Consider the following 22,096-nt stretch of genomic DNA (forward strand, 5'->3'; position numbering starts at 1 on the left):
TGTGACGAAGCGAAATGCGGCTCTCGGGGCGCCAAATCGACTGTATCAGAGGCGGCCGCGGGGTGTTCTCCGGCCTCGATTTCGAGGCCTCGTCCGGCGAGGTGCTGGCCGTGGTCGGGCCGAACGGCTCCGGCAAGACCTCGCTGTTGCGCCTGATCGCGGGTCTTCTGGTGCCAGCGGGCGGATCGCTCGCGCTGGAAGGCGGCGAGACCGAGCTGACGCTGCCGGAACAGGCCCACTATCTCGGCCATCGCGATGCGCTGAAGCCCGCGCTGAGTGTGCACGAAAACCTCTCATTCTGGCGCGATTTCCTGGGCGGCAAGGTCGGCGAAGTCGGCCAATGCCTCACCGCCGTGGGCCTCGGCCACGCCACGCATCTGCCGGCGGCCTTCCTCTCGGCCGGCCAGCGGCGGCGGCTGTCGATCGCCCGCCTCTTGGTGGTGCGGCGGCCGGTCTGGCTTCTGGACGAGCCGACCTCGGCGCTCGATACCGCCGGGCAAGCTCTGTTCGTGGGCGTGATGCGGGACCATCTCGCCGGCGGCGGCATCATCGTAGCGGCTACGCACACGCCGCTCGGGATTGAGGCGCGGGAGCTGCGGATGGGGGGTGCGACATGACCGCCCTCGCCGCATTGATTCGCCGGGACATCCGAATCGCGCTCCGCGTCGGCGGCGGCGCGCTGATCGGTGTCTTGTTCTTCCTGACCGTCACGGTGCTGATGCCGTTTGCGATCGGGCCCGACCTGCCGCTGCTGACGCGGCTCGGACCCGCGATCCTCTGGCTCGGGGCGCTACTTGCCAGCCTACTCACGCTCGACCGCCTGTTCACGGCCGACCATGAGGACGGCTCGCTCGACCTGATCGTGATGGGTCGCACCCCATTGGAACTGGCCTGCGCCGCGAAGGCGCTGGCCCACTGGCTCGCCGCCGGTGTGCCGCTGATCGTAGCAACCCCCGTACTCGGGCTATTGCTCAATCTCGACGTCTCGGCGACGTCAGCCGTGGCGCTGACGCTTTTGGTAGGAACGCCGGCGCTGACGTTCACGGGCATGATCGGCGCCGCGCTTGCCGTGACATTGCACCGCGGCGGCCTGTTGCTCGCGGTGCTGGTGCTGCCGCTGTCGATCCCGGTACTGATCTTCGGTGTGGCGGCGTCGCAGGCGGCGATTACGGGCCCGCTGCCGTTTGGAACACCGTTTTCGATCCTGTGCGCGCTGTCGCTGGTGAGCCTCGTGGTTGGTCCGTTCGCCGCCGCGGCCAGCCTCCGGCATGGGCTCGACTGACCGCGACTTGACGCCGATCAACTCTCGCTGAGGCAAATTGAAACAAACAAAGCCGCATTGCCTGCCCCGCCGCTGACGACTATCAGGATGCCATGACGCTGATCGACCTCGCCAATCCCACCAAATTCCTGTCGCTGACAGCGCGCGTGCTGCCATGGCTGGCGGGAGCCACCGCGATCCTGTTGCTGGTCGGTCTCTATCAGGCGGCGATGGCTCCCGATGACTACCAGCAGGGCGCCACCGTGAAGATCATGTTCGTCCATGTTCCCAACGCCTGGCTGGCGATGTTCGTCTGGGGCGTGATGAGCCTGAGCGCGCTGGGCACGCTGGTGTGGCGGCATCCGCTCGCCGACGTCGCGGCCAAAGCCGCCGCCCCGATCGGCGCGGCATTCACCTTTCTCGCGCTCGTCACCGGCTCGCTGTGGGGCCGGCCGATGTGGGGCACCTATTGGGAATGGGACGCGCGGCTGACCTCGGTCCTGATCCTGTTCCTGATGTATCTCGGGCTGATGGCGCTATGGCGCGCGGTCGACGATCCGTCGCGGGCGGCACGCGCCGCCGCTGTCCTGACGCTGGTCGGCGCCATCAACCTGCCGATCATCAAGTTCTCGGTCGACTGGTGGAACACGCTGCATCAACCGGCGGCCGTGCTGCGAATGGGCGGCACGTCGCTCGACAAGGCGTTCCTGATTCCGCTGCTGGTGATGGCGGTCGCCTTCTCGCTGTTGTTCGTCACGCTGCATCTGGCGGCGATGCGCAACGAGATCCTGCGCCGGCGGGTGCGCAGCTTGCAGATGATGCAAGCCAGCCAGCAGGCGGCGTGACGCGATGTCGCTCGGTCCCTACGCATCCTTTATCGTGACGTCCTACACGCTGGTGGCGGCAGTCGTGCTGCTTCTCATCGTCTGGATCGCCATCGATTATCGTCATCAGAAGGAGCGCCTGCGCCAACTCGATGCCTCTGGGGTGACCCGGCGCTCCGGCCGCCAGGCGACGGACATTCGATGAGCGCGCCCGCAGCATCGGATCAACCACGCCGCTGGCGCTGGGTGGTGGCGCTGCCGCTGATCGCCTTTATGGCCATCGCCGCACTGTTCCTGCTGCGGCTCTACGGCGGCGATCCCTCAAAAATCCCATCTGCCCTGATCGGCCGTCCGGCGCCGCAAACCACGCTGCCGGCGCTGGAGGGCCTGGTTCATAACGGCGTTCCCGTGCCGGGGCTCGACCCTGCCGTGTTCAAGGGCAAGGTCTCCGTCGTCAATGTCTGGGCCTCATGGTGCGTGCCCTGCCACGACGAGGCGCCGCTGCTGACCGCGCTGGCCAAGGACACGCGGATACAGATCGTCGGCATCAACTACAAGGATTCGCCCGACAACGCCCGCCGCTTCCTCGGCCGTTACGGCAATCCGTTCGCCGCCGTCGGCGCCGACGGCAACGGCCGGGCATCGATCGAATGGGGCGTTTACGGCGTACCGGAAACCTTCGTGGTCGGCCGCGACGGCACCATCCGCTACAAGTTGGTCGGGCCGGTGACGCGAGCCAATCTGGACAGTGTGTTGAAGGTTGAGATCGAGAAGGCGTTGAAGGCGGGGAGCTAACCTCTTGCGCCATTCCGGGGGCGCATCGCAGATGCGAACCCGGAATCTCGAAACAGGAATCGACTCCAAATATTCTTCCGGTTTTATCTGCCGTTCATTTGCCAGCCATGGCGCCGCCATGAATTCGCAGCTAGCTTTAGGGTGTTACTTGAACCGTCCTTGGAGGGACACCCAATGCGTCATTTCACGCTCGCTTCTCTTCTCGCCACCGCGCTCACGCTCGGCCTTATGACGGCAACGCCGTCGATGGCCCAGAGCACGCAGCCCGCGGCCAAGTCCGAAAGCAAGATGGCTCCCGCGCCGAAAGCGTCCGAGTCGAAGATGGCGCCCGCGCCAAAGGAAGCCAAGGCCGAGCTGCTGGACATCAACTCCGCGACCGCCGACCAGCTCGACGCGCTGCCGGGCGTCGGCAAGGCCTATTCGGCAAAAATCATCGCCGGGCGTCCGTACAAGGGCAAGGATGATCTCGTGAACAAGAGCATTCTCCCGCAGGCGACCTACGACAAGATCAAGGACAAGATCATCGCCAAGCAGAAGAGCTGAGAACTTCTCTCCCACCTCGCCGCAAGCGGGGAGGTCGCGATCTGTCCTTTCGTCATTGCGAGCCAACGGGTCGCGCGAATGCGCGCCCGATGACAGGCTCCGCGAAGCAATCCATTGTCCCGTTGACGCGGTATGGATTGCTTCGTCGCTTCGCTTCTCGCAATGACGTGTGGGGCGCGATTTGCTAGCCCTTGCTCACATCCCCCGCTTCCGCCTCGCTCGCCTCCAGCGAAGCCGGCTCCAGGTGATAGCGCTTGATGACGGGCATCTGGAAAATCGCAAAGACCATCGTGATCGGGATCGCGCCGAACACCTTGAAATTCACCCAGAAGTCGGTCGACTGCGTGCGCCAGATGAATTCGTTCAGCAGCGCCATGGCGAAAAAGAACAACGCCCAGCGCATGGTCAGGATGCGCCAGCCCTTCGGCGTCAGGTTGAACACCTGATCGAACAGGATCGCGATGAACGAGCGGCCGAATAAAAGACCGCCGCCAAGGATCGCCGCGAACAGGCCGTAGACCATGGTCGGCTTGACCTTGATGAAGGTCTCGTCGTGCAGCACCAGCGTCAGCGTGCCGAACACCAGCACGATGACGGCGGTGACGATCGCCATGACGGGCACATGCCGCACCACCACATAGGAGGCGATCATCGCCGCCACGATCGCCACCATGAAGGCGCCCGTTGCGACGAACAGGTTGAACTTGGCGTTGGCGACAAAGAACACGATCAGCGGACCGAGTTCGGTCGCGAGCTTGAACATCGGATGCGGCTGGGTCTTGTCCATACTAACTTTCAATCCCTGCAATCGCGTTGGCGAAATCCCGCGCGGTGAAGGGCGCGAGATCGTCGATGCCTTCACCGACGCCGATGAAGTGCACCGGAAGCTTGAATTTCTCCGCCAGCGCCACCAGGATGCCGCCGCGCGCGGTGCCGTCGAGCTTCGTCATCACGAGACCGGTGACGCCAGCGGTACGATGAAACGCCTCGACCTGCGACAGCGCATTTTGTCCCACCGTGGCATCGAGCACGAGCAGCACGGCATGCGGCGCTGACGCGTCGACCTTCTTGATGACGCGAACGACCTTTTCCAGCTCGTTCATCAGCTCGGCCTTGTTCTGCAAACGACCCGCCGTATCGACCAGCAGCACGTCGATTTTTTGTTCCTTGGCCGCGCTCAGCGCTTTGAAGGCAAGGCTAGCCGAATCCGAACCCTGCGCACCCGCAATGACAGGCGATTTGGTGCGTTCGCCCCAGATCTTCAATTGCTCGATCGCCGCGGCGCGAAAGGTGTCGCCGGCCGCCATCATCACCTTGCGGCCCTCCGCGCTCAATTTCGCGGCAAGCTTGCCGATGGTGGTGGTCTTGCCGGAGCCATTGACGCCGACGACAAGAATGACGAACGGCTTCTGCGCCGCGTCAATCTCCAGCGGCTTGGCCACCGGCGTCAGCACCTTCTCGACTTCGCTCGCGACGACCGTCTTCACTTCATCGGCCGAAATCGCCTTGTCATAGCGCCCGGCGCCGACAGCGTCGGCAATGCGGACTGCGACGGCCGTGCCGAGATCGGCCCGCAGCAGCACATCCTCGATATCGTCGAGCATGGCGCGGTCGAGCTTGCGCTTGATGACGAGATCGGCAACGGCCGTACCGAGCGCGCTGGAAGTGCGCTTCAGGCCGCTCGAAAGCCGCCGCCACCAGCTCTGTTTTGGAGTTCCGGGAGTGGTATCGCTCATGTCGGGGACGTGTTAGCGGTTTCGCGCCATGAGCGGAAGTCACAACAGATCCATCGAAGTTCCCGGGACATCCTTTGATGTTCCAGGGCTAACGGCAGATGAAATTCAGGCCCGCGTGCTCCATCGCGACGGGCTGATGCTGGTCATTGACAAGCCTGCCGGCCTGCCGGTGCATCGCGGCCCCAAGGGCGGGGCCAATCTGGAGGCGTCCTTCGATGGCCTGCGATTCGGCCTGCCGCGGCCGCCGGTGCTGGCCCACCGGCTCGACAAGGATACATCAGGCTGTCTGGTGCTGGGACGCCATCGCAAGGCCACCGCCTCGCTCGGCCTATTGTTCAAGCATGGCAAGGTCGGAAAGACCTATTGGGCCGTCGTGGAGGACGGACCTGCCGAAGATGAAGGCACCATCGATATGCCGCTGGGCCGACTCAACGCCGAGCGCGGCTGGTGGCAGAAGCCGGACCCGGAAGGCCAGAAAGCCATCACCACCTGGAAGGTCTGCGGCCGCGGCGACGGCTTCGCCTGGCTGGCGCTGGAGCCGGTCACCGGCCGCACCCATCAACTGCGCGTGCACACGTCAGCGATGGGCTGGCCGATCGTCGGCGACAACATCTACGGCAACGGCCCGCGCTTCGGCGAGCCGATCCTGCACCTGCACTCCCGCGAAATCGTGATTCCGATTTCGAAGAACAAGGAGCCAGTACGCGTGACAGCGCCGGCGCCGGAGCATATGCGGGAGCGGCTCAGGAAGTGCGGCTGGAATGGGGGGTGATGGATTCGTAGACGCACCACAACTACCGCTGTCATCATCCGCGAAAGCGGATGATCCAGTATTCCAGAGACGTCTGTAATTAGCCGAGAAGCCGCGGCGTACTGGATCGCCCGGTCAAGCCGGGCGACGACGGTGGAATTTATGGCTCACACCGTCAGCCGCGCGCCGTCATGGCCCTTGATCGCAAGCGGCATCACCGCGCCAGACGTTTCGTCCGATATTGCGACCGGCAGAAAATGTTCAGTCCGCCCCTGCGTCGCGCTCTCGATCAGCACCTGACGCGTTGAACCAATCTCCGATGTCAGCCGCCTTTGCAGCGCCGCCTCGCCGGTTGCCCGCAATCGCTTCGCACGCGTCTTGATCTCGCCGCCCGCCACTTGCGGCATTCGCGCGGCCGGCGTGCCAGGTCGCTTCGAGTAGGGAAACACGTGCAGGAAAGTCAGATCGCACTCATCCACGAGGTCCTGCGAACGAGCGAACATGTCCTCCGTCTCGGTCGGAAAGCCCGCGATTATGTCGGCACCAAAGGTGATGTCCGGACGCAACCGCCGCACCTGCGCGCAGAATTCGATCGCGTCTTGCCGCGAATGCCGCCGCTTCATCCGCTTCAGGATCAGATCGTCGCCGGATTGCAGCGACAGGTGCAGATGCGGCATCAGCCGTTCGTCGCCGGCAATGACATCGAGCAGGTCACGGTCCGCCTCGATGGAGTCGATCGACGAAATCCGCAGACGCTTCAGTTCCGGCACATGCCGCAGGATTTGTTTTGTCAGTTGCCCGAGCTTCGGCGCGCCCGGGAGATCAGCGCCGTAGCTCGTCAGATCGACGCCAGTCAGCACGATTTCGGCGTGGCCGCGCTCGACCAATGCACGCACCTGGTCCACCACCGCGCCCATCGGAACGGAGCGTGAATTACCGCGGCCATAGGGAATAATGCAGAACGTGCAGCGGTGATCGCAGCCGTTCTGCACCTGCACGAACACGCGCGGCAGGCCGGCCTTGAAACCGTCAAGCAGGTGCGGCGCCATCTCCTTCGCCGCCATGATATCGGCGACCGCGATCTTCTCGCTTGCCTCGATACCAAACCCTCTATCGAGCGCCGTGCGCGCATCGCGCCAGGCTTCACCGCGCATCTTCTCGTCATTGCCGACGACGCGATCGACCTCGGCCATTTCGGCAAACATTTCGGCTTGCGTCTGCGCCGCGCAACCGGTGACGACAATGCGCACATCCGGCCGCTCGCGCTTCAGCCGGCGGATCGACTGCCGCGCCTGCGCCACCGCCTCGTTGGTGACCGCGCAGCTATTGATAACGACGGTATCGGAAAGGCCCGCGCGCTCCGCCTCGCGCGCGATCACTTCGGATTCGAACGCGTTGAGACGGCAGCCAAACGTGAGGACGTCGACGCTCATTGTTCTCAGGCGACGCTGGCGAACAGCGCCGGATCGAAGCGGCCTTCATATTCGAAATCGGCCGTCCCCGTCATCAGCACATGATCGTCGCGCTCGCGCCATTCGATCGACAACTTGCCGCCGGGTAACGCGATCTCGACCGCGCGATTGGCGCGCTTCAGCCGGGCGGCGGCAACCGCGGTGGCGCAAGCCGCCGAGCCGCAGGCCCTGGTCAATCCGGCGCCCCGCTCCCAGGTGCGGATCGTGATGTGGTCACGATCGGCGATATGGGCGAGCGTGATATTGGCGCGCTCTGGAAAGATCGGATGATTTTCCAGCAACGGCCCGAAGCGTTCGAGATCGTAGGCGTTGACGTCGTCGACCCAGAAGATCGCGTGCGGATTGCCCATCGAGACCACCGACGGCGAATGCAGCACCGGCGTATCGATCGGGCCGACCTGCAATTCGATGTAACGGGTGTCGCGAAACTCTTCGGCCAGCGGAATATCCTGCCACCCGAATTTTGGTGCGCCCATGTCCACGGTGTAGAGATCGGGCGCCGGGCCCTGCCAGCAGTTCAATAGCCCGGCGCGGGTCTCGAAAGTCACCGCGGTCTGGCCGGTCTTCTCGAACAGGCGGCGCACCACGCAGCGCATGCCATTGCCGCAGGCACCGGCTTCCGAGCCGTCATTGTTGTAGATGCGGATGAAGGCCTCGGTGCCCTGCAGCCGCGGGGGCTGCAATACCATCAACTGGTCATAGGGCACGCCCGCGGGCGAGGCCACGGCGCGGGCGTCTTCCGGCGTCACGGCGGCCTTCGAACCAGCCTTGGAATCGCGCAGGTCCACGACGACGATTTCGTTGCCGATACCGTTCATCTTGGCAAATGCGTGGTTGGCCAGCGCGCTCATGGAATTTCCCAATTTATGCCGCCCTTATATGGCGAATATTGCCGCATTGCCTAGTGCGCGGGGGCATATGACGCATCTGTCATGGGACGAATGCGGACCTTGCGTGTTAGGAAATGGCACCATTCTGGCGGACGCGGACCGGGGACATGCCGCCGCCAGGTGGGGTGGATGGAGAATACCTGAAATGAAGCTTACAAGCACTTTCCGTGCGGCCGCGGTCGCGCTCGCCATGGTTGCGCTGGGCGGGGCCGCGCTGGCGCAATCGCCTGCGCCATCTGCCTCGCCGACCGCAAGCCCGTCGGCTGTGCCCAGCCCCGCACCGTCAGCCGTGCCGGTCCCGCCGCCGGCCGAAACCAAGTCCCCGGCGGATACCCCGACCGCAGAGAAGGCCCCCACGCCCACGCCGCCTCCTCCCGCCGCCAACGTCCAGACCGCCGACCCCTTTGGCGAGGAATTTACCCTCGAGCCCAAGAAGGTCGTGGTGATGAAGGGCACCGCCAATTGGGATTCGGCGTTCGACACCCTGATCGATTCGTTCAAGGCGCTGACCGCCCTGCTCGACAAGCAGGGCATCAAGGCCACGGGCAATTCGATGATCGTCTACACCTCGACCGACGATACCGGCTTTACGTTCCTGGCGCAGATTCCCGTCGATCAGGACGTCAAGAACCTGACCAAGGACATGAGCATGGGCAAGTCGCCCGAGGGCAAGGCGCTGAAATTCGTCCATCGCGGTTCCTACGACAACATGGACAACACCTACGAGGCGATCACCAACCATCTCGACGACAAGAAGCTGGAAGCCAAGGACACCTTCATCGAGGAATACATCACCAATCCGCTGAAGACGGCGGAGGACAAGCTGGTGATCAACGTCTATGTGCCGCTGAGGTGATGGGCATGAAGCATGCGCTCGCCCTTGCCGCCGTAACCGCCGCGTGGCTTGCCGCACCCGCATTGGCGCAGACGGCGCCGCCGCCCGCGATTTCCGTGACCGGCGAAGCGAATGTGTCAGTGGCGCCCGATCAGGCGCAGATCGACGGCGGCGTGACGTCCGACGCCAAGACCGCGCGGGAGGCGTCGGATGCCAATAACGCTGCGATGGGCAAGGTGCTGCTGGCGCTGAAGGGCGCCGGCATCGAGGAAAAGGACTACCAGACCTCGCGGCTGTCGCTGCAGCCGCAATTTGCCACGTCGCCCAGAACCGCGGAGCGCACGGCAGGCATCGTGAGCTTCCGCGCCAGCAACCGCGTCACGGTCAAGATCCGCGATGTCACCAAGGTTGCGAACGTGATCGACGTGCTGGTCAGCGCCGGCGCCAACGATATCGGCGGCATCAGCTTCACGGTAACGCAGGCCTCGAAACATCTGGACGAGGCTCGCGAGAAGGCGATTGCGGATGCGCGCCGCAAGGCGGAGATTTACGCCAAGGCTGTCGGCGTCGCGCTTGGTGAACCGATCAGTGTCGAGGAAGGCGGACCGCCCGGCCCGCTATTCCGCGGCAAGGTGGCAGCCCCGATGGCCGCGGGCGCCCCAGTGGCGCAAGGCGAAGAGACGCTGTCGGTGACGGTGAACGTGTCTTGGGCGATCAAGGCGAAGGAGTAGCCTCCGTCATTGCGAGCGTAAGCGAAGCAATCCATAGTGCCGCAAGCGGATAGGTGGCTTGCTTCGTCGCGGAGCCTGTCATCGGGCGCGCATTCGCGCGACCCGTTGGCTCCTCGCAATGACGTCCTAAATCTCCACCACCTGCCCCGGCTTCAGCGCCGCGAACCGCTCCGGCGGAATCTTCGCTTCCTTGAGCGCGTCGGCCAATGCATTCACTGGTGCGTCGATAGCCTCATCGGTGAGTTGGAACGTGCCGTGGTGATGCGCGAGCGCGGTCTCGGCGCCGCAATCGGCCAATGCTTTCACGGCATCTGACGGATTCATGTGCTGGTCCTTCATGAACCAGCGCGGCTCATAGGCGCCGATCGGCAAGATCGCCAGCCGCAGCGGCCCGTGCTTCTCGGCGACGCGACGAAAGTGCTTGCCCTCGCCATAGCCGGAATCGCAGACGATGTAGAGCTTGCCCGCCGGCGTCTCCAAAACAAAACTCGCCCATAGCGCCTTGTTGCGGTCGAACAAGCCGCGCGCCGACCAGTGCCGCGTCGGCACCAGCGTCACCGCGATGCCGTTGCCAAGCTCGACACGGTCCTGCCAGTCGAATCCCTCGACTTTGATTGCACTGTCCGCATCGCGCATGGTGACGTCGTTGCCGAGCGGCGTGATCACGCGCGGCGAGAATTTTTCCGTAAGCTTCGACAGTGTCGCGATGTCGAGATGGTCGTAATGGCCGTGGCTGACCAGCACGACGTCGATCTTGGGCAGCGCGTCGAAGGCGATGCCGGGATCGTTGTGCCGCTTCGGCCCGGCGAACGTGAGGGGCGAGGCCCGCAACGACCACACGGGATCGACGAGAACGTTGAGGTCCCGCGTCTGGATCAGCCAAGAGACATGGCCGACAAAGGACAGCCGCACCTTATCGCCGGAAACGCGCGGCGGCGGCGTATCGCTGTGCGCGTTCGGCACCCAGTCCGGCCAACTTGCGCGCTTGCGGTCGCGGGCAAACTGCCAGCGCAGCACCTCCGCCAATGATTTCGGCGGCACGCCGTCGGGATCGAAGAAGCGCATGCCGTCGAAATGATCGGAGGCGGGACCTTCATAGGTTTTCATATTGCTGATCCAGACAGACGGCAGGCCGACGGCCGTGGCGGCCCCGGCGAGCAATGCAAAGACGCGGCGGCGGGTAATGGGCATCACGACAGGCGGGAGAGAACAGGAGACATGGGGCGTTATATGGCGTGTCATGGCTCAACTTGGAACCTGCGATAAAAACGACGCGCGCTTCACCAGTCGCCCTGAACGAAAATATATATAATTCAGAGGTTTACGGCTAGGCCACCAGGGCATTACGCCCTAGTTTCTCCTTGACTTTCGCTGCTTCCGGGCGTTTAACCCGCGCACTTTCTCGGAAAGACTTATCTTTTCGACCCGCCGCCCGGCCCATGAGACCGGAGGCCAACGCCCGACAGCGCGATGCGCCCTCGGGCGCGAAAGTGTTTGGAATATCGTCCTGGCGACGATGACGAGTTCAGGCAGCGCCTGCAAGGGCACAAAGGACAACGGCATTGTTCGACAATCTGTCGGAAAGGCTTGGCGGGATACTCGATCGTCTGACGGGGCGCGGTGCGCTGACCGAAAAGGACGTCGATGCCGCGATGCGCGAGGTGCGCCGCGCGCTGCTGGAGGCCGACGTCTCGCTCGACGTCGTCAGGAGTTTTATCGACCGCGTTCGTGAACAGGCGGTCGGCGCCACCGTGGTCAAATCGGTCACGCCCGGCCAGATGGTGGTCAAGATCGTCCATGACGAACTTGTCGCCACGCTTGGCGCTGATGGCCAGACCATCGACCTCAATGCGGTGCCGCCGGTCGCGATCATGATGGTCGGCCTGCAGGGTTCCGGCAAGACCACGACGACAGCCAAGCTTGCCCGCCGCATGACCCAGCGCGACAAGCGCAAGGTGCTGATGGCCTCGCTCGACATCTATCGACCCGCGGCAATGGAGCAATTGGCCGTGCTGGGGCGCGACCTCGACATCCCGACGCTGCCGATCGTCGCCGGCCAGAAGCCGGCGCAAATTGCAAAACGGGCGCTCGAAGCCGGCAAACTCGGCGGCTACGACGTCGTGCTGCTCGACACCGCCGGCCGCACCACGCTCGACGAAGAGATGATGAGCGAGGCGGCCGAGATCAAAGCCACCGCCAGTCCGCACGAAGTGCTGCTGGTTGCGGATTCGCTGACCGGCCAGGACGCGGTCAACCTCGCGCGATCGTTCGATCAGCGCGTCGGCCTCACCGGCATCGTGCTGACGCGCGTCGACGGCGACGGCCGCGGCGGTGCGGCGCTGTCGATGCGCGCGGTGACCGGCAAGCCGATCAAGCTGATCGGCACCGGTGAAAAGACCGATGCGCTGGAGGATTTTCACCCCAGCCGTATCGCCGGCCGCATCCTCGGCATGGGCGACGTGGTCTCGCTGGTCGAGCGCGCCGCCGCCAATATCGACGCCGAGAAAGCCGCACGCACGGCCGAGCGCATGCGCAAGGGTCAGTTCGACCTCAACGACATGCGCGAGCAATTGTTGCAGATGGCGAACATGGGCGGCATCAGCGGGCTGATGGGCATGATGCCCGGCATCGCCAAGATGAAGAACCAGATCGCGGCCGCAGGCATCGACGACAAGATCCTCAAGCGCCAGGTCGCGATCATCGATTCGATGACGCGCGCCGAGCGCAAGAACCCCGACATTCTGAAAGCCAGCCGCAAGAAGCGTATCGCCGCCGGCGCCGGCCAGAATGTCGAGCAGGTCAACAAGCTCCTGAAGATGCACCGGAACATGGCCGACATGATGAAGGCGATGGGTTCGGGCAAGCGCGGCCCGCTCGCCGGCATCGCCCAGGCGATGGGTTTTGGCGGCGGCATGAAGCCGCCTTCGCCGGAAGAGATGAAGGCGCTGGCCGACAAGATGCAGGGCGGCGCGGGCGGCGGCCTCCCGAATTTGCCAAAGGATCTTCCGGTCGGCCTGCGTCAGGGATTGCCGAATGTGCCGGGGCTTACCGGCCTCAGCGGCAAGCCCACGCTGCCGGGCCTCGGCGGCTTTCCGGGGAAGAAGAAATGACCTCTTTCGTCATTGCGAGCGCAGCGAAGCAATCCACTCTTCGCCAAGAACCAAGATGGATTGCTTCGTCGCTTCGCTCCTCGCAATGACGGCGTAACCGACCAACACTTGAATTGAATCACACTCAGGAGAACTAAATGTCAGTCGTTATCCGCCTCGCTCGCGCGGGCACCAAGAAGCGTCCGGTCTATCACGTCGTTGTCGCCGACTCGCGCTTTCCCCGCGATGGCCGCTTCATCGAGCGTCTCGGCCATTTCAATCCGCTGCTGCCGAAGGACAATGAGTCGCGCCTGAAGCTCGACATGGACAAGGTGAAGTCCTGGCTCGCCAAGGGCGCGCAGCCGTCGGACCGCGTGACCCGCTTCCTGGATGCCGCCGGCGTCGTCAAGCGCACCGCGCGCAATAACCCGGAAAAGGCCGTGCCGCGCAAGGAGCGCAAGGCCGCCGAAGCCGCCGCGAAGGCGTAAAACGTAGCGGCGCACGACGGTGAAAACACCGATTTGCGTCGCCCGGATCGGCGCCGCGCATGGCGTGCGCGGCGCGGTAAAACTGTGGACGTTCACCGAAGATCCGCTGGCCGTAAAGCAATACGGCCCGCTGATGACGAGCGACGGCGCGCGCCAGTTCGAGGTGACGCATGTCCGCGAGGCCAGGGACCACCTGGTGGCGACGTTCAAGGGCATCGCCACCCGCGAGGACGCCGAACGGCTCAACGGCATCGAGCTCTATGTCGCGCGCGACAAATTGCCCGAGACCGACGAGGACGAATATTACCACGCCGATCTGATCGGACTTGCGGCGGTCAACGCTGCCAACGATTCGCTCGGCCGTGTCGTTGCGATCCACAATTTCGGCGCCGGCGACATCATCGAGATTGCGCCGCCGCGGGGCGCCACCATGCTATTGCCTTTCACCAATGCGGTCGTGCCGACGGTCGATCTCGCCGGCGGCCGTGTGGTGATCGAGCTGCCGCAGGAAATCGAAGGCGACGAAGCCCCGACGCTCACGTGATGGGTTTGATATGACCTGGCGCGCCACGGTTCTCACCTTATTCCCGGACATGTTTCCCGGACCGCTCGGCGTCAGCCTGGCGGGCAAGGCGCTGGCGTCCGGGCTGTGGTCGCTGGAGGCGCGTGATATCCGCGATTCAGCCACCGACCGCCACCGCAGCGTCGATGACACCCCGGCCGGCGGCGGGCCCGGCATGGTGCTCCGCGCCGACGTGCTGGCGGCTGCGATCGATACCGCCGATGCCGGTCAGGATCGGCCGCACCTCCTGATGAGCCCGCGGGGTCGGCCATTGACCCAGTCGCGGGTCAAGGAACTCGCCCGCGGGCCGGGCCCCCTGATCGTCTGCGGCCGGTTCGAGGGGGTCGACCAGCGGGTGATCGAGGCGCGGAACCTCGAAGAGGTCTCGATCGGCGACTACGTACTGTCGGGTGGCGAAATCGCCGCAATGGCTCTGATCGACGCCTGTGTAAGGCTTTTGCCGGGGGTGATGGGCAAACAGGCCTCGGGTGAGGACGAAAGCTTTTCCGAGGGACTACTGGAATACCCCCAGTTTACCCGCCCGCAGGAGTTCGAGGGCCGCGGCATCCCCGAAATCCTGATCTCGGGCGACCATGCCAAGGTGGCGGCCTGGCGAAAGGCCGAGGCCGAAGCCCTGACCCGGGCGCGGCGGCCGGATTTATGGGCTGCCAGGCCCGGCCAAAAAGCCACAAAAAACAAGACAGAAGGGTGACAAGCGCGGCCCGATGCCTTATACGAGCGCCAAATCCGCGCACGCGCATTTTCAGGCAAAGTGGAATCCGGTTTGCCGTCCGGAAATGCGCTAACTCGTTAGAAGTGCGCGTATTCTTTTCGCAAAACCGGTGTCCACTTTTGCGGAATACGCGCTACAGGATAGATGGACGTCGCGCAGCCCGCTGCCGGGCGCGCCGCCGATGGAGATTTCAATGAACCTCATTCAACAGCTCGAAAAAGAGCAATTCGAAAAACTGTCGGCAACCAAGTCGATTCCGGAATTCGGCCCCGGCGACACCGTGATCGTCAACGTCAAGGTGGTCGAAGGCGAGCGCACCCGCGTGCAGGCCTATGAAGGCGTCTGCATCGGCCGTTCCGGCGGCGGGCTCAACGAGAGCTTCACCGTCCGCAAGATTTCCTACGGCGAAGGCGTCGAGCGCGTGTTCCCGGTGATGTCGCCGATGATCGACTCGATCAAGGTGGTGCGCCGCGGCAAGGTGCGTCGCGCCAAGCTGTATTACCTGCGCAACCTGCGCGGCAAGTCGGCCCGCATCGTCGAGAAGCAGGACCGCGCCGCTGCCGTCGGCGAGTAATTTTTCCCGAAACGGGATGTGACAAAAGCGCGGGGCAAAAACCCCGCGCTTTTTTGTTGCGCTATGCCTATCTAGGCAATGCCCCCCTGCCGCATCGATTGATTGTGGCGGCCGAGGAGCCTGTGTTAGAAATTCAGAATGGTTCTAGATCGCACCAGCGCCGCCTTCGGCTCCATCAGGAGGATCGTCATCGACGATCGCTCGCGCCTGCCCGGCCGGTTCTTCGGACGGTTCGCGACTTCGGCGACGTCAGAGCTTACGCGCGCAGCTTGATGCTGCGCTGACGTCCATTGCTGGCGCGCGTTCCGCGCTTAACCGCTCACACAGAATTTCCTTTGGAGCTTACGCTCATGTCCAAACCGACCACGCTGTATGACAAGATCTGGAACGACCATCTGGTGCACGAAGCCGAAGACGGCACCTGCCTGCTCTATATCGACCGCCATCTGGTGCACGAGGTGACCTCGCCGCAGGCGTTCGAAGGCTTGCGCGCCTCCGGCCGCAAGGTGCGCGCGCCGGAGAAGACGCTGGCCGTCGTCGATCACAACGTTCCGACCACTGACCGCACCAAGCCCAATCCCGATCCTGAAAGCATCGAGCAGATCAAGGCGCTGGCCGAGAATGCCAAGGAGTTCGGCGTCGAATACTACGACGAGTTCGACAAGCGCCAGGGCATCGTGCACGTGATCGGCCCCGAGCAGGGCTTTACGCTGCCCGGCACCACCATCGTCTGCGGTGACAGCCACACCTCCACCCATGGCGCGTTCGGCGCGCTGGCGCACGGCATCGGCACGTCTGAAGTCGAGCACGTGCTGGCGACGCAGACGCTGATCCAGAAGAAGGCGAAGAACATGCGCGCGGTGGTCGACGGCAAATTGCCCGACGGCGTCACCGGCAAGGACATCATCCTCGCCATCATCGGCGAGATCGGCACCGCCGGCGGCACCGGCTACGTGCTGGAATATGCCGGCGACGCCATTCGCGCGCTGACGATGGAAGGCCGCATGACGGTCTGCAACATGTCGATCGAAGGCGGCGCCCGCGCCGGCCTGGTCGCGCCGGATGAAAAGGCGTTCGAATTTCTCAAGGGACGCCCGAAGTCGCCGAAGGGCGCCGACTGGGACGCCGCGATGCGCTACTGGGAAAAGCTGCGCTCGGACGAGGGCGCGCATTTCGACCACGAGATCCGGCTCGACGCTGCAAAGCTGCCGCCGATCGTGACCTGGGGCACCTCGCCCGAGGATGTGGTGTCGATCTCGGGCTTCGTGCCCGATCCTGACAAGATCGAGGACGAGGCCAAGCGGCTCTCAAAACATCGCGCGCTGAAATATATGGGCCTGACGGCGGGGACGAAGATCACCGACATCAAGCTCGATCGCGTCTTCATCGGCTCCTGCACCAACGGCCGTATCGAGGACCTGCGCGCCGCGGCGAAGATCGCCGAGGGCAAGACCGTCAATGCCCACGTCAACGCGATGATCGTGCCGGGGTCCGGCATCGTGAAGGAGCAGGCGGAAGCCGAAGGCCTCGACAAGATCTTCATCAAGGCCGGCTTCGAATGGCGCGAGCCCGGCTGCTCGATGTGCCTTGCGATGAACCCCGACAAGCTGGCGCCGGAAGAGCGCTGCGCTTCGACCTCGAACCGCAATTTCGAGGGTCGCCAGGGCTTTAAGGGCCGAACCCATCTGGTGTCGCCGGCGATGGCCGCGGCGGCGGCGATCGCTGGGCATTTCGTCGACGTCCGGGACTGGCGTTAACGCTTTCTTTGTCTAGATTGCGAGGCGTTCCCGCAACGCTGCGTTAACAGGCAGAGCGCACACTGGTCCCTTGCGAAGGAGCTTTCGCGAGGGACTTTGGCCGTGACGGACAAGCCTGACTTTGTCGATATGATCAGCGAGGCGACGCGGCAGGCGCGACGCCGGATGACATCGCGCATCGTCGACCTGCAACCCGTCGCCACCAAGGAAGCCTCCCGCCTCAGTCACTGGCCGCCGGAGCACTGGCAGCAATGGCGGATGGAGAAGCTCACTCCGTGGAAGATCAAGCCTTGGGAAGGCAAGGACTGGTAGTCCGCAACATTCCCTGCCCCGAGAAAACAGGCGCCCGATTGGGGCGCCTGTTTCGCTTCTGGTCTCACCAATAACCGTAGTAGCGGGCGTGCCAGTAAGGCCGATACCAAGGTCTGCAGATCCTGCGCGGTCCGTAATAGGTCCAGATCACGCGGCAGCGGCGGGGATAATAGTAGGCCGGGTAGTACGAGTAGTAGGCCGGCGTGTAATAGAACCGACGATGGAAGAAGCGCCGGTGGCCGAAGTGTGGCCGATGGAAGACGTGAGGCCGGTGGAACGCGTGACGATGTACGAAGCGATGTCCGCCGCCATGGAAGACGGGCGCCGCACGAAAACCTCCACGGTGGATCGCCACCCCACCACCTCGGAACCCACCGCCGTGAAAGGCCGCGCCGCCACCGCGGAAGCCGCCGCCATGAAACGCCGCTCCGCCGCCGCGGAAGCCACCGCCATGGAAACCGCCGCCGCCACCGCCGCGGAAACCACCGCCGCCACCGCCACGGAAACCGCCGCCGCCCATCCCACCGCGGTGTTGAACCTGGGTAGCCAGTCCATCGGTTGCATATTTCGCTGACTGCGCCGTGCCCGGGCTCGCAAGCGAAAGCGCCTCGGCGCGCTGTTGTGATGCCGCTGCGAGCGCGAATACCGCCGCAGCCGTAACGCCCAGACAGCGGACAAGGCCGCGTCCGGGATCCGATATCGACATGGGTGAATCCTCCCTAACCGGCGACGGCGCCTTGCGCCGCACTGCGGTTGGCCCCGTCGCATCCCTTTGTCCCTTTGCGGTCGCTCCCAACGTGACGTTAGAGACAACCACGTGAACGCGCCATGAATGCGCTGTGCATTATGATCAACGCATCGCAGAACTTCCGCTACGATGTCTCACCACCAGAGCGGTCCAAACCCGATGCCGAAGGTGAACGGCGCCGGTGTGTCATAGGGATATGGCCGATAGTGGACCGGCCGTGCGTAATAATAAGGCCGGTAGTAGTGCGAACGATGATAGCCATAGTGCCGATGGGAGCGCCTGACATAGCGGTGTGCGCTGAAATCCGTGGCACCGGAAGTGCCGGCACTCTGCAGCTTCGTCTGTGGCGCCGCGGCGGCCGGATTGATCGCTGCCGGTGCGGCAACCACGAGCGCAGCGACAAAGGCTGCCCCGATCAAGCTCTTCATGACGGACTTCTCCCTGCCAATCCCGATGTCAGAGATATCGGGCAGAAATCTCGCCGGTTTCAAGGCGACGGCTGGAATCGAAACAGGCCCGCCTATGAACGGGCCTGCTCGGTCGCTGCGTCTGGCTGTCGCACTTACCAGCGATGCCAGTGGCGATGATGGTGATGATGGTGGTGGTGGCGATGATGCCAGCGGTGCCACCGATAATGATGGTGGTGGCGATGGTGCCGCCAATGAACTTCCGTCGTCGCCAGCCTGGCGTCCTCCTGAACCGCGGCGGCGCCACCGGGATTGCTGAGCGACAGCGCATTGGCGCGTTCGACTGGCGCAGCGAACGCAAGCAATGCGCCAACGGCCGCAAGCCCCAGAATTTTCGTGAACTGCATAATCCTCTCCTCGGATCGGGTACCACGTCTGCGTCGAATTGCTCGCCGCAACGCTGCACGCAATCTGGCGCCCGCGACTTGAATAGCCGCTGAATGGATGCGCCACGAAGATGAACGGATGCCGCCGCTTTCGTTGTGATCTGCGCGCGCAGATCACGCGCCGATCGCCGTCACGAATTCACGGCGATCGCAACGGACAATGCGTCAACGACCGATGGAAACGTTCAGCCGCGCCGCCAGTAGCAGTTCATGCGCGGAGTAATCACCGTGCCGCTCGGCCGGTACTCCTGCACGTAATGCGCGGTGCAGTCGCGCACGGCATTGGGGCCTGGGTTGTAGCGCGGCCAGACGTCGGGCGCCCATTCCTCCTGCCGATAGATCGGCACGCGCCGGAGCGGACGCCGGCGCTGCGCGGACACATCAGTGACGACCGCCTCAGGCGCCGGCGCGATCCGCAGTTCCGGCGCTGCCGTCTGGGCTTGGGCTACCGCAGCCGGCAGCAGGAGCCCGGCCAATGCAGCCCAAATTGCAACCGTCACAATCCGTTTCATCTTAAGCCCACCCAAGCCTGATAGCGCCCGCACGGTCTCCGATTGGAGCGCCGAGGTCAACTCCGCAAAACCATAATGCGCACGGGCATAACACACGCTAAATACGTCCTGATGTGGACCGAAGCAAAAGCCCCCTCACTCGCCGAAATGGAAGCCATGGCCCATGAGGTGTTCGAGCGCCTGCCCAAGACGTTTCGAACCCTCTGCCAGGGCGTGATCATCCGCGTCGACGACTTTCCGACCGACGAGGTCCTGGACGAGTTGCAGGCGCAAAGCGAATTCGACCTGCTCGGCCTGTTCCAGGGGATCGGCCTGCCGCAGCAGAGCAATCAGGACGTCGCCCGCCTGCCCAACATGATCTGGCTTTATCGCCGGCCTATCCTGGACTACTGGGCCGAGCACGAGGAAACGCTGGGCCACATCATCCGCCACGTCCTGATCCACGAGATCGGGCACCATTTCGGACTTTCGGACGCCGATATGGAGGCGATCGAGGCCAACGCGGGCTAGGGCTTCCCCCGGACAGGCCGCCTGTTTGTCCGAAACGCGCCAGAACAGGCGGCCTATGCGCAAATTAGCCTTTTGCCGGGGCCATATTCGCGATAAATCAGCGGCCCGTCCCACCTTTTCAACCGGGAAGTGCGATCGATGGAAAAGTTCACCACATTGGAAGGCGTAGCTGCCCCCCTGAAGATCATCAATGTCGACACCGACATGATCATTCCGAAGCAGTACCTGAAGACCATCAAGCGCACCGGCCTTGGCAAGGGCCTTTTCTCGGAACAGCGCTACAAGGACGACGGCAGCGAGAATCCGGACTTCGTGCTCAACCAGCCGGCCTATCGCAACGCCAAGGTGCTGGTCGCCGGCGACAATTTCGGCTGCGGCTCGAGCCGCGAGCACGCGCCGTGGGCGCTGCTGGATTTCGGCATCCGCTGCGTGATCTCGACCTCGTTCGGCGACATCTTCTACAACAACTGCTTCAAGAACGGCATCCTGCCGATCCGCGTCTCGCAGGAAGACCTCGACAAGCTGTTCGACGACGCCGAGCGCGGCGCCAACGCCACGTTGACCATCGATCTCGCCAACCAGGAGATCCGCGGCCCCGACGGCGGCAAGGTGAAGTTCGAGATCGACCCGTTCCGCAAGCACTGCCTGATGAACGGCCTCGATGACATCGGCCTGACCATGGAAAAGAAGTCGTCGATCGACGATTACGAGGCGAAGCTGAAGAAAGAGCGCGCCTGGGCCTGATTGTGCTAGGAGAGCCCCGACCAAATCGGGGCTCTTTTCATATGTGCGGAGGCGACGCGAATGCGGCCTGACGTCGTCACCTTCTGGCACGGCCGGCTCGACGGGTTGCGGCTGACCTGCCTCCGGTCGCAGGTCGCCGCCGGCCACAGGGTCACGGTCTACAGTTTCGATCCCTTGCCCGGCCTGCCCGACGGCGTCAGCAATGCTGAAGCAGAAGCGATCCTGCCGCACTCCTTTTCAGAACGGTTGCGCCCGCCCGAACCGGACGGCAGCTGGCGCGACTGGACCATCCTGCAGTTCAGCGATTTCTTCCGCATGCGGCTGATGGCCGAGCGCGCCGGGCTGTGGCTCGACGCCGACGTGCTCTTGCTCAAACCGATCGAGATCGATCCGGCCAAGCCTTATTTTGCGTGGGAGCGCCGGCGCCAGCTCGGCAACTCGGTGTTGTACCTGCCTGCGAATGATCCGATCGTGCGGGCCTTCGAGGACCTGATGGAGCAAGAGGATCTGACGCCGGACTGGCTGGCGCTGCGCCATCGCCTCACCTTCATGCTGCGCCAGTTGCGCCACCGGTCGAGCCGCCTTTCCGACATTCGCGTCGCCATCTACGGCCCCGCCGCGCTCACCGCGCTCGCCCGCCGCTCGAACGAATTGCAGCACGCACTGCCGAAACAGTCGTTTTACGCGGTGCACGCCGAGCCGAAGCTGTTCTTCGAGCCGACAGATTTTGCAGGCCTGCTCGCCGATCCAGAGATCGTCGGATTGCACATTTCGCCCAAAGGGCGCGGTGGGGAGAAGCCGATGCCAGGTAGTCTTTACGCCTGGGCGGCGGAGAAGTTCGACAAATAGGAAAGACGCCCTCCGTCGACTTCCTCTCGCTCTCGAATTTGATCCAGCGCAATGACGTGCGCAGGCTTTGCGCTCACCTTGGGACATCAGACCCCAGGGAGCCGTGCCATGACCGTTCAGGAAAAGCCTTATCCCACCGTCAGCCGCATGGTTGATATTTTCGGCGACTGGCTGAAACACCGGCGCGAGCTCAGGGAAATGCGCGAGATGGACGCCGCGAATTTCGGCCAGATCGCGAGCGATCTGCGGATGTCTTCCGCCGATCTTGAGGCGCTGGTCCGCCAGGGTCCGCACGCCGCCGATGAGCTGCCGAAGATGCTGACAGCGCTCGGTATCGACCAGGAGAGTCTATCGCGCACCGAGCCTCTCGTGCTCCGTGACATGGAACGCGTCTGCTCCATGTGTATCCACAAGCGCCAGTGCGACAAAGATCTCGCCGCCGGCATGGCGGCTGCGCATTATGAGCAGTATTGCGGTAATGCCGATACGATCGACGGCCTCGGCCCGCGGGTCATTTCGTAACGCGC

General features: G+C 63.8%; 29 protein-coding genes. 22 read left to right on the forward strand and 7 right to left on the reverse strand.

Features of this window, described 5'->3' with window-relative positions; translation table 11 throughout:
- Positions 1-14 precede the first annotated feature (14 nt).
- From ccmA to ACH79_RS09740, 6 genes are all read left to right on the forward strand, one after another.
- On the forward strand, positions 15-617 hold the full coding sequence (gene ccmA / locus ACH79_RS09715; RefSeq protein ID WP_161850829.1) for a heme ABC exporter ATP-binding protein CcmA: 603 nt from the start codon (positions 15-17) through the stop codon (positions 615-617).
- Positions 614-1,282, forward strand: a complete 669-nt coding sequence (gene ccmB, locus ACH79_RS09720; RefSeq protein WP_161850830.1) for a heme exporter protein CcmB — start codon at positions 614-616, stop codon at positions 1,280-1,282. The genes ccmA and ccmB overlap by 4 nt, the downstream gene beginning before the upstream one ends.
- A 92-nt stretch (positions 1,283-1,374) precedes the next feature.
- A complete protein-coding gene (locus ACH79_RS09725) occupies positions 1,375-2,106 on the forward strand; it encodes a heme ABC transporter permease (protein ID WP_161850831.1) in 732 nt (243 codons plus the stop codon).
- 4 nt (positions 2,107-2,110) lie between these two features.
- Positions 2,111-2,290 (forward strand): heme exporter protein CcmD, encoded by a 180-nt coding sequence (gene ccmD, locus ACH79_RS09730; protein ID WP_161850832.1) that lies wholly within the window; start codon positions 2,111-2,113, stop codon positions 2,288-2,290.
- Entirely contained in the window at positions 2,287-2,880 is a 594-nt protein-coding gene (locus ACH79_RS09735) for a DsbE family thiol:disulfide interchange protein (protein WP_161850833.1), read from the forward strand. The genes ccmD and ACH79_RS09735 overlap by 4 nt, the downstream gene beginning before the upstream one ends.
- Positions 2,881-3,054: 174 nt before the next feature.
- Positions 3,055-3,423 carry a helix-hairpin-helix domain-containing protein gene (locus tag ACH79_RS09740; protein WP_161850834.1) on the forward strand — a complete coding sequence of 123 codons (369 nt, stop codon included), beginning with the start codon at positions 3,055-3,057 and terminating at the stop codon, positions 3,421-3,423.
- A 184-nt stretch (positions 3,424-3,607) separates the two neighbouring features.
- Here ACH79_RS09740 and ACH79_RS09745 read toward each other — a convergent pair whose 3' ends face one another.
- Positions 3,608-4,210 (reverse strand): septation protein A, encoded by a 603-nt coding sequence (locus tag ACH79_RS09745; protein ID WP_161850835.1) that lies wholly within the window; start codon positions 4,208-4,210, stop codon positions 3,608-3,610.
- 1 nt (position 4,211) lies between these two features.
- On the reverse strand, positions 4,212-5,159 hold the full coding sequence (gene ftsY / locus ACH79_RS09750; protein WP_161850836.1) for a signal recognition particle-docking protein FtsY: 948 nt from the start codon (positions 5,157-5,159) through the stop codon (positions 4,212-4,214).
- Between the two features lie 136 nt (positions 5,160-5,295).
- On the opposite strand from ftsY, the gene ACH79_RS09755 reads away from it, so the two are divergent.
- Positions 5,296-5,931 (forward strand): RluA family pseudouridine synthase, encoded by a 636-nt coding sequence (locus ACH79_RS09755; protein ID WP_246738490.1) that lies wholly within the window; start codon positions 5,296-5,298, stop codon positions 5,929-5,931.
- Between the two features lie 146 nt (positions 5,932-6,077).
- On the opposite strand, the gene mtaB is transcribed toward ACH79_RS09755, so the two are convergent.
- Together mtaB and dapF are read right to left on the reverse strand one after the other, a co-directional pair.
- On the reverse strand, positions 6,078-7,343 hold the full coding sequence (gene mtaB / locus ACH79_RS09760) for a tRNA (N(6)-L-threonylcarbamoyladenosine(37)-C(2))-methylthiotransferase MtaB (protein WP_161850838.1): 1,266 nt from the start codon (positions 7,341-7,343) through the stop codon (positions 6,078-6,080).
- Positions 7,344-7,348: 5 nt separating this feature from the next.
- Positions 7,349-8,233: a diaminopimelate epimerase gene (gene dapF, locus ACH79_RS09765; RefSeq protein ID WP_161850839.1), complete on the reverse strand. Its 885-nt coding sequence runs from the start codon at positions 8,231-8,233 to the stop codon at positions 7,349-7,351.
- A gap of 184 nt (positions 8,234-8,417) precedes the next feature.
- On the opposite strand from dapF, the gene ACH79_RS09770 reads away from it, so the two are divergent.
- Both ACH79_RS09770 and ACH79_RS09775 read left to right on the forward strand, forming a co-directional pair.
- Complete coding sequence (locus ACH79_RS09770; protein ID WP_161850840.1) at positions 8,418-9,128, forward strand: GyrI-like domain-containing protein; 711 nt, start codon at positions 8,418-8,420, stop codon at positions 9,126-9,128.
- A 5-nt stretch (positions 9,129-9,133) separates the two neighbouring features.
- On the forward strand, positions 9,134-9,838 hold the full coding sequence (locus ACH79_RS09775) for an SIMPL domain-containing protein (protein WP_161850841.1): 705 nt from the start codon (positions 9,134-9,136) through the stop codon (positions 9,836-9,838).
- 126 nt (positions 9,839-9,964) lie between these two features.
- On the opposite strand, the gene ACH79_RS09780 is transcribed toward ACH79_RS09775, so the two are convergent.
- Positions 9,965-11,029: an MBL fold metallo-hydrolase gene (locus tag ACH79_RS09780; protein ID WP_161856291.1), complete on the reverse strand. Its 1,065-nt coding sequence runs from the start codon at positions 11,027-11,029 to the stop codon at positions 9,965-9,967.
- 371 nt (positions 11,030-11,400) lie between these two features.
- Between ACH79_RS09780 and ffh the strand changes: the two genes are divergently transcribed.
- From ffh to ACH79_RS45040, 8 genes are all read left to right on the forward strand, one after another.
- The gene (ffh, locus tag ACH79_RS09785; RefSeq protein ID WP_161850842.1) at positions 11,401-12,948 is read left to right on the forward strand and encodes a signal recognition particle protein; all 1,548 of its coding nucleotides are present in this window, start codon (positions 11,401-11,403) and stop codon (positions 12,946-12,948) included.
- Positions 12,949-13,085: 137 nt separating this feature from the next.
- Positions 13,086-13,415: a 30S ribosomal protein S16 gene (gene rpsP / locus ACH79_RS09790; protein ID WP_161850843.1), complete on the forward strand. Its 330-nt coding sequence runs from the start codon at positions 13,086-13,088 to the stop codon at positions 13,413-13,415.
- Between the two features lie 19 nt (positions 13,416-13,434).
- On the forward strand, positions 13,435-13,959 hold the full coding sequence (gene rimM / locus ACH79_RS09795) for a ribosome maturation factor RimM (RefSeq protein ID WP_161850844.1): 525 nt from the start codon (positions 13,435-13,437) through the stop codon (positions 13,957-13,959).
- Positions 13,960-13,969: 10 nt separating this feature from the next.
- Complete coding sequence (trmD, locus tag ACH79_RS09800) at positions 13,970-14,689, forward strand: tRNA (guanosine(37)-N1)-methyltransferase TrmD (protein WP_161850845.1); 720 nt, start codon at positions 13,970-13,972, stop codon at positions 14,687-14,689.
- Positions 14,690-14,903: 214 nt separating this feature from the next.
- Positions 14,904-15,284 carry a 50S ribosomal protein L19 gene (gene rplS / locus ACH79_RS09805; protein WP_057837799.1) on the forward strand — a complete coding sequence of 127 codons (381 nt, stop codon included), beginning with the start codon at positions 14,904-14,906 and terminating at the stop codon, positions 15,282-15,284.
- A 350-nt stretch (positions 15,285-15,634) separates the two neighbouring features.
- Positions 15,635-17,041 carry a 3-isopropylmalate dehydratase large subunit gene (gene leuC, locus ACH79_RS09810; RefSeq protein ID WP_161850846.1) on the forward strand — a complete coding sequence of 469 codons (1,407 nt, stop codon included), beginning with the start codon at positions 15,635-15,637 and terminating at the stop codon, positions 17,039-17,041.
- Positions 17,042-17,143: 102 nt separating this feature from the next.
- Complete coding sequence (locus ACH79_RS09815) at positions 17,144-17,353, forward strand: hypothetical protein (RefSeq protein ID WP_161850847.1); 210 nt, start codon at positions 17,144-17,146, stop codon at positions 17,351-17,353.
- Positions 17,354-17,573: 220 nt separating this feature from the next.
- Complete coding sequence (locus tag ACH79_RS45040; protein ID WP_161850848.1) at positions 17,574-17,927, forward strand: hypothetical protein; 354 nt, start codon at positions 17,574-17,576, stop codon at positions 17,925-17,927.
- A 308-nt stretch (positions 17,928-18,235) separates the two neighbouring features.
- Here the strand turns inward: ACH79_RS45040 and ACH79_RS09825 are convergent, their stop codons facing one another.
- On the reverse strand, positions 18,236-18,529 hold the full coding sequence (locus ACH79_RS09825) for a hypothetical protein (protein WP_161850849.1): 294 nt from the start codon (positions 18,527-18,529) through the stop codon (positions 18,236-18,238).
- 149 nt (positions 18,530-18,678) lie between these two features.
- On the opposite strand from ACH79_RS09825, the gene ACH79_RS45045 reads away from it, so the two are divergent.
- Complete coding sequence (locus ACH79_RS45045; RefSeq protein WP_210255653.1) at positions 18,679-19,008, forward strand: hypothetical protein; 330 nt, start codon at positions 18,679-18,681, stop codon at positions 19,006-19,008.
- A 131-nt stretch (positions 19,009-19,139) separates the two neighbouring features.
- Here the strand turns inward: ACH79_RS45045 and ACH79_RS09835 are convergent, their stop codons facing one another.
- Positions 19,140-19,466, reverse strand: a complete 327-nt coding sequence (locus tag ACH79_RS09835; RefSeq protein ID WP_161850851.1) for a hypothetical protein — start codon at positions 19,464-19,466, stop codon at positions 19,140-19,142.
- A gap of 111 nt (positions 19,467-19,577) precedes the next feature.
- On the opposite strand from ACH79_RS09835, the gene ACH79_RS09840 reads away from it, so the two are divergent.
- The 4 genes from ACH79_RS09840 (at position 19,578) to ACH79_RS09855 (ending at position 22,091) form a co-directional block, all read left to right on the forward strand.
- A complete protein-coding gene (locus tag ACH79_RS09840; RefSeq protein ID WP_161856292.1) occupies positions 19,578-19,976 on the forward strand; it encodes a metallopeptidase family protein in 399 nt (132 codons plus the stop codon).
- 138 nt (positions 19,977-20,114) lie between these two features.
- Positions 20,115-20,720 carry a 3-isopropylmalate dehydratase small subunit gene (gene leuD / locus ACH79_RS09845; RefSeq protein ID WP_065744777.1) on the forward strand — a complete coding sequence of 202 codons (606 nt, stop codon included), beginning with the start codon at positions 20,115-20,117 and terminating at the stop codon, positions 20,718-20,720.
- Positions 20,721-20,780: 60 nt separating this feature from the next.
- A complete protein-coding gene (locus ACH79_RS09850) occupies positions 20,781-21,569 on the forward strand; it encodes a hypothetical protein (RefSeq protein ID WP_161850852.1) in 789 nt (262 codons plus the stop codon).
- 108 nt (positions 21,570-21,677) lie between these two features.
- Positions 21,678-22,091, forward strand: a complete 414-nt coding sequence (locus tag ACH79_RS09855) for a hypothetical protein (protein WP_161850853.1) — start codon at positions 21,678-21,680, stop codon at positions 22,089-22,091.
- The last annotated feature ends 5 nt before the right edge of the window (positions 22,092-22,096 follow it).

This window comes from Bradyrhizobium sp. CCBAU 051011, assembly GCF_009930815.1.
Taxonomy (GTDB): domain Bacteria; phylum Pseudomonadota; class Alphaproteobacteria; order Rhizobiales; family Xanthobacteraceae; genus Bradyrhizobium.

What these genes read in the sequence shown, in the direction of transcription:
- ccmA (WP_161850829.1), top strand. Translation starts at nt 15, where the DNA reads ATGCGGCTCTCGGGGCGCCAAATCGACTGTATCAGAGGCGGCCGCGGG.
- ccmB (WP_161850830.1), top strand. Translation starts at nt 614, where the DNA reads ATGACCGCCCTCGCCGCATTGATTCGCCGGGACATCCGAATCGCGCTC.
- ACH79_RS09725 (WP_161850831.1), top strand. Translation starts at nt 1,375, where the DNA reads ATGACGCTGATCGACCTCGCCAATCCCACCAAATTCCTGTCGCTGACA.
- ccmD (WP_161850832.1), top strand. Translation starts at nt 2,111, where the DNA reads ATGTCGCTCGGTCCCTACGCATCCTTTATCGTGACGTCCTACACGCTG.
- ACH79_RS09735 (WP_161850833.1), top strand. Translation starts at nt 2,287, where the DNA reads ATGAGCGCGCCCGCAGCATCGGATCAACCACGCCGCTGGCGCTGGGTG.
- ACH79_RS09740 (WP_161850834.1), top strand. Translation starts at nt 3,055, where the DNA reads ATGCGTCATTTCACGCTCGCTTCTCTTCTCGCCACCGCGCTCACGCTC.
- ACH79_RS09745 (WP_161850835.1), bottom strand. Translation starts at nt 4,210, where the DNA reads ATGGACAAGACCCAGCCGCATCCGATGTTCAAGCTCGCGACCGAACTC.
- ftsY (WP_161850836.1), bottom strand. Translation starts at nt 5,159, where the DNA reads ATGAGCGATACCACTCCCGGAACTCCAAAACAGAGCTGGTGGCGGCGG.
- ACH79_RS09755 (WP_246738490.1), top strand. Translation starts at nt 5,296, where the DNA reads ATGCTGGTCATTGACAAGCCTGCCGGCCTGCCGGTGCATCGCGGCCCC.
- mtaB (WP_161850838.1), bottom strand. Translation starts at nt 7,343, where the DNA reads ATGAGCGTCGACGTCCTCACGTTTGGCTGCCGTCTCAACGCGTTCGAA.
- dapF (WP_161850839.1), bottom strand. Translation starts at nt 8,233, where the DNA reads ATGAGCGCGCTGGCCAACCACGCATTTGCCAAGATGAACGGTATCGGC.
- ACH79_RS09770 (WP_161850840.1), top strand. Translation starts at nt 8,418, where the DNA reads ATGAAGCTTACAAGCACTTTCCGTGCGGCCGCGGTCGCGCTCGCCATG.
- ACH79_RS09775 (WP_161850841.1), top strand. Translation starts at nt 9,134, where the DNA reads ATGAAGCATGCGCTCGCCCTTGCCGCCGTAACCGCCGCGTGGCTTGCC.
- ACH79_RS09780 (WP_161856291.1), bottom strand. Translation starts at nt 11,029, where the DNA reads ATGCCCATTACCCGCCGCCGCGTCTTTGCATTGCTCGCCGGGGCCGCC.
- rpsP (WP_161850843.1), top strand. Translation starts at nt 13,086, where the DNA reads ATGTCAGTCGTTATCCGCCTCGCTCGCGCGGGCACCAAGAAGCGTCCG.
- trmD (WP_161850845.1), top strand. Translation starts at nt 13,970, where the DNA reads ATGACCTGGCGCGCCACGGTTCTCACCTTATTCCCGGACATGTTTCCC.
- rplS (WP_057837799.1), top strand. Translation starts at nt 14,904, where the DNA reads ATGAACCTCATTCAACAGCTCGAAAAAGAGCAATTCGAAAAACTGTCG.
- leuC (WP_161850846.1), top strand. Translation starts at nt 15,635, where the DNA reads ATGTCCAAACCGACCACGCTGTATGACAAGATCTGGAACGACCATCTG.
- ACH79_RS45040 (WP_161850848.1), top strand. Translation starts at nt 17,574, where the DNA reads ATGGAAGAAGCGCCGGTGGCCGAAGTGTGGCCGATGGAAGACGTGAGG.
- ACH79_RS09825 (WP_161850849.1), bottom strand. Translation starts at nt 18,529, where the DNA reads ATGAAGAGCTTGATCGGGGCAGCCTTTGTCGCTGCGCTCGTGGTTGCC.
- ACH79_RS09835 (WP_161850851.1), bottom strand. Translation starts at nt 19,466, where the DNA reads ATGAAACGGATTGTGACGGTTGCAATTTGGGCTGCATTGGCCGGGCTC.
- ACH79_RS09840 (WP_161856292.1), top strand. Translation starts at nt 19,578, where the DNA reads ATGTGGACCGAAGCAAAAGCCCCCTCACTCGCCGAAATGGAAGCCATG.
- leuD (WP_065744777.1), top strand. Translation starts at nt 20,115, where the DNA reads ATGGAAAAGTTCACCACATTGGAAGGCGTAGCTGCCCCCCTGAAGATC.
- ACH79_RS09850 (WP_161850852.1), top strand. Translation starts at nt 20,781, where the DNA reads ATGCGGCCTGACGTCGTCACCTTCTGGCACGGCCGGCTCGACGGGTTG.
- ACH79_RS09855 (WP_161850853.1), top strand. Translation starts at nt 21,678, where the DNA reads ATGACCGTTCAGGAAAAGCCTTATCCCACCGTCAGCCGCATGGTTGAT.